Annotated in this window: 10 protein-coding genes; 5 read left to right on the top strand and 5 right to left on the bottom strand. The window is 74.3% G+C overall.

Going from position 1 to position 5,802, the window contains the following annotated elements; genetic code table 11:
- The first annotated feature begins 2 nt into the window (after nucleotides 1–2).
- Nucleotides 3–419, top strand: a complete 417-nt coding sequence (locus tag L0B03_RS12895; protein WP_250446375.1) for an NUDIX domain-containing protein — start codon at nucleotides 3–5, stop codon at nucleotides 417–419.
- A 2-nt stretch (nucleotides 420–421) separates the two neighbouring features.
- Entirely contained in the window at nucleotides 422–976 is a 555-nt protein-coding gene (locus L0B03_RS12890) for an SRPBCC domain-containing protein (protein ID WP_250446370.1), read from the top strand.
- A gap of 9 nt (nucleotides 977–985) precedes the next feature.
- Here the strand turns inward: L0B03_RS12890 and L0B03_RS12885 are convergent, their stop codons facing one another.
- Genes L0B03_RS12885 through L0B03_RS12875 form a run of 3 tightly spaced genes read right to left on the bottom strand, consistent with a single transcriptional unit; the run spans nucleotide 986 to nucleotide 2,786 of the window.
- Nucleotides 986–1,954, bottom strand: coding sequence for an alpha/beta fold hydrolase (locus L0B03_RS12885; RefSeq protein WP_250446368.1), 969 nt, complete (start codon nucleotides 1,952–1,954; stop codon nucleotides 986–988).
- Nucleotides 1,955–1,964: 10 nt separating this feature from the next.
- The gene (locus tag L0B03_RS12880) at nucleotides 1,965–2,564 is read right to left on the bottom strand and encodes a DNA-3-methyladenine glycosylase I (RefSeq protein WP_250446365.1); all 600 of its coding nucleotides are present in this window, start codon (nucleotides 2,562–2,564) and stop codon (nucleotides 1,965–1,967) included.
- Nucleotides 2,565–2,573: 9 nt separating this feature from the next.
- Nucleotides 2,574–2,786 (bottom strand): hypothetical protein, encoded by a 213-nt coding sequence (locus tag L0B03_RS12875; RefSeq protein ID WP_250446363.1) that lies wholly within the window; start codon nucleotides 2,784–2,786, stop codon nucleotides 2,574–2,576.
- An 80-nt stretch (nucleotides 2,787–2,866) separates the two neighbouring features.
- Here L0B03_RS12875 and L0B03_RS12870 point away from each other — a divergent pair, with 80 nt between their 5' ends.
- From L0B03_RS12870 to L0B03_RS12860, 3 genes are all read left to right on the top strand, one after another.
- On the top strand, nucleotides 2,867–3,067 hold the full coding sequence (locus L0B03_RS12870) for a hypothetical protein (protein WP_250446361.1): 201 nt from the start codon (nucleotides 2,867–2,869) through the stop codon (nucleotides 3,065–3,067).
- A gap of 113 nt (nucleotides 3,068–3,180) precedes the next feature.
- Nucleotides 3,181–3,846, top strand: a complete 666-nt coding sequence (locus tag L0B03_RS12865; RefSeq protein ID WP_250446359.1) for a hypothetical protein — start codon at nucleotides 3,181–3,183, stop codon at nucleotides 3,844–3,846.
- Nucleotides 3,846–4,439 carry an OmpA family protein gene (locus L0B03_RS12860; protein ID WP_250446357.1) on the top strand — a complete coding sequence of 198 codons (594 nt, stop codon included), beginning with the start codon at nucleotides 3,846–3,848 and terminating at the stop codon, nucleotides 4,437–4,439. The genes L0B03_RS12865 and L0B03_RS12860 overlap by 1 nt, the downstream gene beginning before the upstream one ends.
- 109 nt (nucleotides 4,440–4,548) lie before the next feature.
- On the opposite strand, the gene L0B03_RS12855 is transcribed toward L0B03_RS12860, so the two are convergent.
- Nucleotides 4,549–4,800 (bottom strand): hypothetical protein, encoded by a 252-nt coding sequence (locus L0B03_RS12855; protein WP_250446356.1) that lies wholly within the window; start codon nucleotides 4,798–4,800, stop codon nucleotides 4,549–4,551.
- A 25-nt stretch (nucleotides 4,801–4,825) separates the two neighbouring features.
- Nucleotides 4,826–5,802, bottom strand: a 977-nt coding sequence (locus tag L0B03_RS12850; RefSeq protein WP_250446354.1) for a DUF3418 domain-containing protein, incomplete at its 5' end; no start/stop codon positions are given.

Raw genomic sequence — 5,802 nt, 5'->3', positions numbered from 1 at the left:
TCCTGGTGGTCGCGGCCGCCCTCGTCGACGACCTCGACGCCCCGCGACGCCTGCTCGCCGCGCGTCGCCACCGGCCCACCGCCCTGGCGGGCCGCTGGGAGTTCCCCGGCGGGAAGGTCGACCCGGGTGAGGGCCCGGTCGAGGCCCTGCACCGGGAGATCCGCGAGGAGCTCGGTGTCGAGATCGAGCTCGGGGCCGAGCTGACCGGGCCCGAGGACGGCGCCTGGCCGATCTCCGCGCGGTACCGCCTGCGCCTGTGGGCCGCCCGCACCGACGGCGATCCCCAGCCCCTCGTCGAGCACGACGCCCTGACCTGGCTCGAGCCGGGCGCGTGGCTCTCGGTGGACTGGCTCGACGCCGACGTCGCGATCGTCACCGCCCTCGCCGAGCGGGCCGGGCTCGACGCAGGGCTGCGCTGACCGTGGTCAAGGACCCGCTGCGCGGGCAGGCCGACTCGATCGGTGACCGGGCGGTGGTCGAGCGCACCGGCCGGGGGCGTGCGGAGTGGTTCGACCTGCTCGACGCCGCGGGGGCACCCACCTGGGGGCACGCGGCCATCGCCCGCTGGTTGACCACCGAGCACGCCGTCGACGGCTGGTGGGCCCAGTCCGTGACCGTCGCCTACGAGCAGGCCCGGGGGCTGCGGGCGCCCGGGCAGCGCCCCGACGGCACCTTCGAGGCGAGCGTCAGCCGGGCGATGGACGCCGCGCCTGAGGCGTGCCAGGCCTGGTTCCTCGAGGAGGAGCGCCGCGGGCGTTGGCTCGACGTCGTCCCCGAGCTGCGCGGGGTGAGCCGCACGATCCGCTGGACGTGGACCGACGGCACCCGCGTCACCACCTCGTTCCAGCCTCTGCCGCAGGGCCGCACCCGCATCACCGTGACCCATCACGGCCTGCCCGACGGCGAGGTGCTGGCCGACCTCAAGGGCTACTGGTCCGCGAGGCTCGACGCCCTGCGGGAGCTCCTCGCCGGCTGAAGGCTGCGCTCAGGGCAGCCCGCGAGCGAGGGCGTCGTTCGCCTCGCACCAGGCCTGGACCATGCGCGGTCCGCCGTGCCCTTCGTCCTCGACCACCACCAGGGTGCTCGCGGGCCACCGCTGGTGCAGCAGCCACGGCGTGCTCGCCGGTCCGCTCACGTCGAGCCGGCCGTGGATCAGCCACGCGGGCAGGTGCGCGATCTCGGCGACACGGTCCAGGACAGGGGGGTCGAGGAAGGCGTCGTGGGCCCAGTAGTGGGTGACCAGGGTCGCGAACGGCACGGCCCAGGCCTCGTCCTGCCAGCTCGGGTCCCGGTGCAGGCCGCCCGCACCGATGGACACGTGCGTGTCCTCCCACTCGCCCCACGCGCTCGCGGCGGCCCGTCGGACGGCGGGGTCCGGGTCGCGCATCAGGGCCGCGTACGCCTCGACGAGCCGGCCCTGGCCGCGGCGGTACCCGGGGTCGGCGAGCTCGGCGTGGGTGGCGAGCCGGTTCCACGCCTCGGGGTACAGGGTGCCCACGCCCTCGGTGATCCAGTCGACCTCGGCGCGGCGCGTGGTGGTCACGGCCATGAGCACCAGGCCGAGGGTGCGCTCGGGGTGGGCCTGGGCGTAGGCCAGCGCCAGGGTCGATCCCCAGGAGACGCCGTTGAGCACCCAGGCCTCGACGCCCCGGTCCTGCCGCAGCTGCTCCATGTCCGCGACGAGGCGTGCGGTGGTGTTCGCGTCGAGGTCGTGCGCCGCGTCGCCGGCCCGCGGCGTGGACCGCCCGCAGCCCCGCTGCTCGAAGGCCAGGACGCGGAAGCGCTCGGGATCGAGCTTCATCGTGTAGCCGCCCGCGCCCAGCCCCCCGCCCGGGCCGCCGTGGACGTACAGGGCGGGGATGCCGCGGGGGTTCCCCGACTCCTCCCAGTAGACCGACTGACCGCCGCCGACGTCGAGGAGCCCGCAGGTGTGCGGGGTGGCCCGAGGATGCATGGCGCCGACCCTAGCGAGGGCGGCCCTCGGGTAGCTGTCCGGTGACCACCGGGCACCCGGCCAGGTGGTCGTCGACGAGCCCGCAGGCCTGCATCGCCGCGTAGGCCGTCGTGGGGCCGACGAACCGGAACCCCACCGACTTGAGCTCGCGGGCCATCGCCCGGGACTCCTCGGTCTGGGCGGGGAGGTCGGCGAAGGACTGCAGCCGGTGGGTGCGGGGCGCGGGGGCGTGGGACCACATCAGGTCGGTCAGCGTGCGGTCGGCCTCCCACAGCGCGAGCAGGGCGCGGGCATTGGCGATGGTCGCGTGGATCTTGGCGCGGTTCCGCACGATTCCCGCGTCCGCCAGCAGCCGGGCGACGTCGTCGTCGTCGAAGCGGGCGACCTGCTCGGGGTCGAACGCCGCGAAGGCCGACCGGAAGGCCGGGCGCTTGCGCAGGATCGTGATCCAGGCCAGGCCCGACTGGAAGGCTTCGAGGCACACCCGCTCGTACAGCTCCTGCTCGCCGCGGACGGGCAGGCCCCACTCGGTGTCGTGGTACTCGGCGTAGAGCGGGTCGCCGTCGCCGAAGCAACGACCGGTCACCCCCGCGGGGAGCGCATCGGGCACGGGTGCTGGTCAGCGCCCGTCGCGGCGGCGGATGGCCATCTGCGGGAAGGGGTCTTCGACGGTCACCTCGGCCGGGGTGTCGTCGGCGTCGACCGCCAGGAGGCCGTGGTGCACGGCGCCGAGCACGCGGGCGTCGGGGGCGGCGCTGGGTGTCCGGAGTGCGTGGCGGGCCTCGGTGACCGCAGCCTCGTCACCGGTCTGGGGACGATGATGGCTAAGCATGTCCAAAATGTACCCACCATGAGGGGGTCAAGGGCATCCCACGTCCGATCCTCGGCGTGGCGTCACCTACGGTGGCGGTCATGAAGCGGTGGCAGCGGGTCCGGGTCGTGGTGCTCAACACCGTCATCCTGGTGCTCGGGCTCGCGGGGATCGGGTGGCAGGTCTACCGGAACCTCGCGCAGGGCGTGCCGTACGTGTGGCCCCCGCTGATCTTCAACGGGGTGATGGTGCTGGCCGCCCTCGGACTCCTCACCTACGTGCTGCGGACCCCCGCGGAGTAGTGGCCGGGCACTGACCGCAGGGTGGAGCGGGTGCACGGGTGGTGTCCGGGTGGTGCATTCTGTGTCCCCCCCCCCCCCCCCCCGCCTGATCTGCTGACCTCGGAGCTGACATCGTGACCCGCCACCGACTCCTCCTCCCCACGGCTGCGGTCGCGCTGCTGATCGGGCTCGCGGGCTGCACCGACGCCGAGAGCGCGGACGAGACCCCCGCACCGACGAGCACCTCCGCCGCAGCGTCGGACGAGGGCCAGGACGAGGTCGGCGGCGACAGCGCAGCCGAGGACTCCGGGGTGCGGGGGACCACGGACGCCGTGCTCGCCGAGCAGACCTTCGACGCCGGCGCCGAGGGCGAGGGTGACGGCAACCCTGGCGGCACCCTGACCACGATGGTGCGCTCCCTCGAGGTGTCGGGAGAGACCATGACCCTGCGCTGGGCGATGCGCTGGGACAACGACGAGGCCGCCGACGACGCGAGCGCCAGCATGTACGACCTCGGGGTCTCCGCGCTGCCGCAGATGACCGACACCGTGAACCTCAAGCAGTACCTGCCCCTGTGCACCGACGGCTCGTGGCAGGGCGGGGCCATCGACAACCAGCGGTGCGGCCAGACGGCCCTCGTCTCGCCGACGAACGTGGTCTACACCGAGCTGCCCAACCATGCGGTCGTCGAGGGCTGGGCCGTGTTCGCGGCGCCGCAGGACGAGGGCGCGTCCTTCGACCTGCTCGTCGCCGAGGAGTGGCCGAGCTTCGCAGGCCTCACCCCGGAGCAGGCCGACTGATGCGGGGACGCCTCGCGGCCCCCGGGCTGGCCGTGGCGCTGCTCGTCGCGACCGTCGCGCCCGCTGCGGCGACCACCGACCCGGACCTCGAGCGGCTCGAGGAGGCAGAGATCACGGCGGCGATGCTCGATGACGCCGTGCTCGACCTGTCCGCCTCGGCGCAGGACGCGGTGCTGCCCCTGGTCGTCGAGGGTTCGGTGATCGGGCTCGAGCGGACCACCGAGACCGAGGAGGAGACCGTCGTGACGTTGACCAGCGACCTCCTCTTCGAGTTCGGCAAGGCCGACCTGACGGCCGCCTCCACCTCGGCGATCGCCGAGATCGCGCAGGTGGTGCCGCAGGGCGCCGAGGTCCAGGTCGACGGGTACACCGACTCGTTGGGCGGGGACGAGATCAACCTCCCCCTCTCGGAGCGCCGAGCCCAGGCGGTCGCCGACGCCATCGCCACCGCGCGCCCCGACCTGGTCCTCACGGTCGAGGGCCACGGCAGCGCGGACCCGGTCGCCCCCAACGAGGTCGACGGCGGGGACAACCCCGGTGGGCGTGCGCAGAACCGGAGGGTCGAGCTGACCTACCCGAGCCCGCCAGGCTGACCAGTTGCCTCGAGCTGCGTGACCTCAGTGCCTGCGTGACCTCAGTGCCTGCGTGACCTCAGTGCCTGCGTGACCTCAGTGCCGGCGCGACCTCGTTGCCGGCGTGGTCTCAGCGCGACCCCTGCGTGTCCCCGGTCTTCGACGAACGGAGCTGGAGCACCACCGACCACGCCGTGAAGACGCCCATGAAGGCGAGCAGGAGCACCATCGCGGTCAGGCTGAGGAGATCCAGGGACCAGTAGGCGACGAGGCAGGCCGTCACGACGGCCGCGATGGCCCCGATGCGCAGGAGGACCGACGCGGACCCGGGCGGTGGCCCTGCTCCGGCGTCGGGGGTCGATGCAGACGGGTTCGACGACATCCCGCCACTCTAGGTCGAGTCCCGGTCAGCCCCCGAGCGCGGTCCGGATCCGCTTCGCGCTGACCGGCTGGGCGGTCCCCATCTGCTGGGCGAACAGGCTCACCCGGAGCTCCTCGAGCAGCCAGCGGACCTCGGCCAGGGTCGCCTCGCGGCCCGGGTCGGGGGCGCCGGCGCGGGCGGCGGCGACGGCGTCCTCGTAGGCCTGGGCGAGCTCGTGCACCTGCCAGGCCAGGCCTTCGTCGCGGGACGGGTTCTCGGCGGCCTTGGTCAGCCGGTGCCGCGCGGCCCGCAGGTAGCGGGCCAGGTGCGGCAGGCGCGGGGCGCCGGCCTCGCTGACGAACCCGTCGTGCACCAGCTCGGCAAGCTGGTCGCGCACCTCGGTCACCGTGCCCAGCAGGGCCAGGCTGCTCGAGCCCCGCATCTCACCGTCGACCTCGCGTGCCGCCCCGAGCACGACGGCGACGTCCGCGGCGACCTGCGCGGTGCGGTCCTCGAGGCGGTCGCGCAGCCGGTCGCGCAACCGCGCGTAGGTCGTGGCGTCCCGCACCGTGGCGGGGTCGTCGGTCTCGGCGACCAGGGCGGCGACCGCGGCGCGCTGCAGGTCGGTGACCAGCGCGTCGGTGCTCGGGTAGGGGCTCGCCGCGAGGGTCAGGGACTGGGTGCCCGACCACCGGCTGGTGATCCGTGCCGTCGGCAGGGCGAGCTCGGTGAGCAGCAGCTCGATCACCGCCGCAGGGTGCTGGCGGGCCTGCTGCGCCGCGTCGGCCAGCACCCGCAGGGCCACGGGCCGGGGGCCCTGTGCTGGCTTGTTGCCCTTCCCGCCCGACCCCTTGCTGCCCGACCCCTTGCCGGTCGCGCCCGAGCCGGCGGAGGTCCGCACCGCCTTCTCGACCACGAGCGACGGGTACGCCTCGACCGTGTGCCCGCCGGCCCGGGTGCTCACCACGGCCGGGAGGGCGCCGTCGGGCAGGTCCGTCGGCCAGGTGCGCAGCTCGGCCTGCT

The sequence above is a fragment of the Actinotalea sp. C106 genome (assembly GCF_023630195.1).
In the GTDB taxonomy this organism is placed as follows: Bacteria; Actinomycetota; Actinomycetes; order Actinomycetales; family Cellulomonadaceae; genus Actinotalea.
The sequence above is the reverse complement of the archived record's forward strand: the minus strand, read 5'-3'. Positions and strand labels throughout refer to the sequence as shown.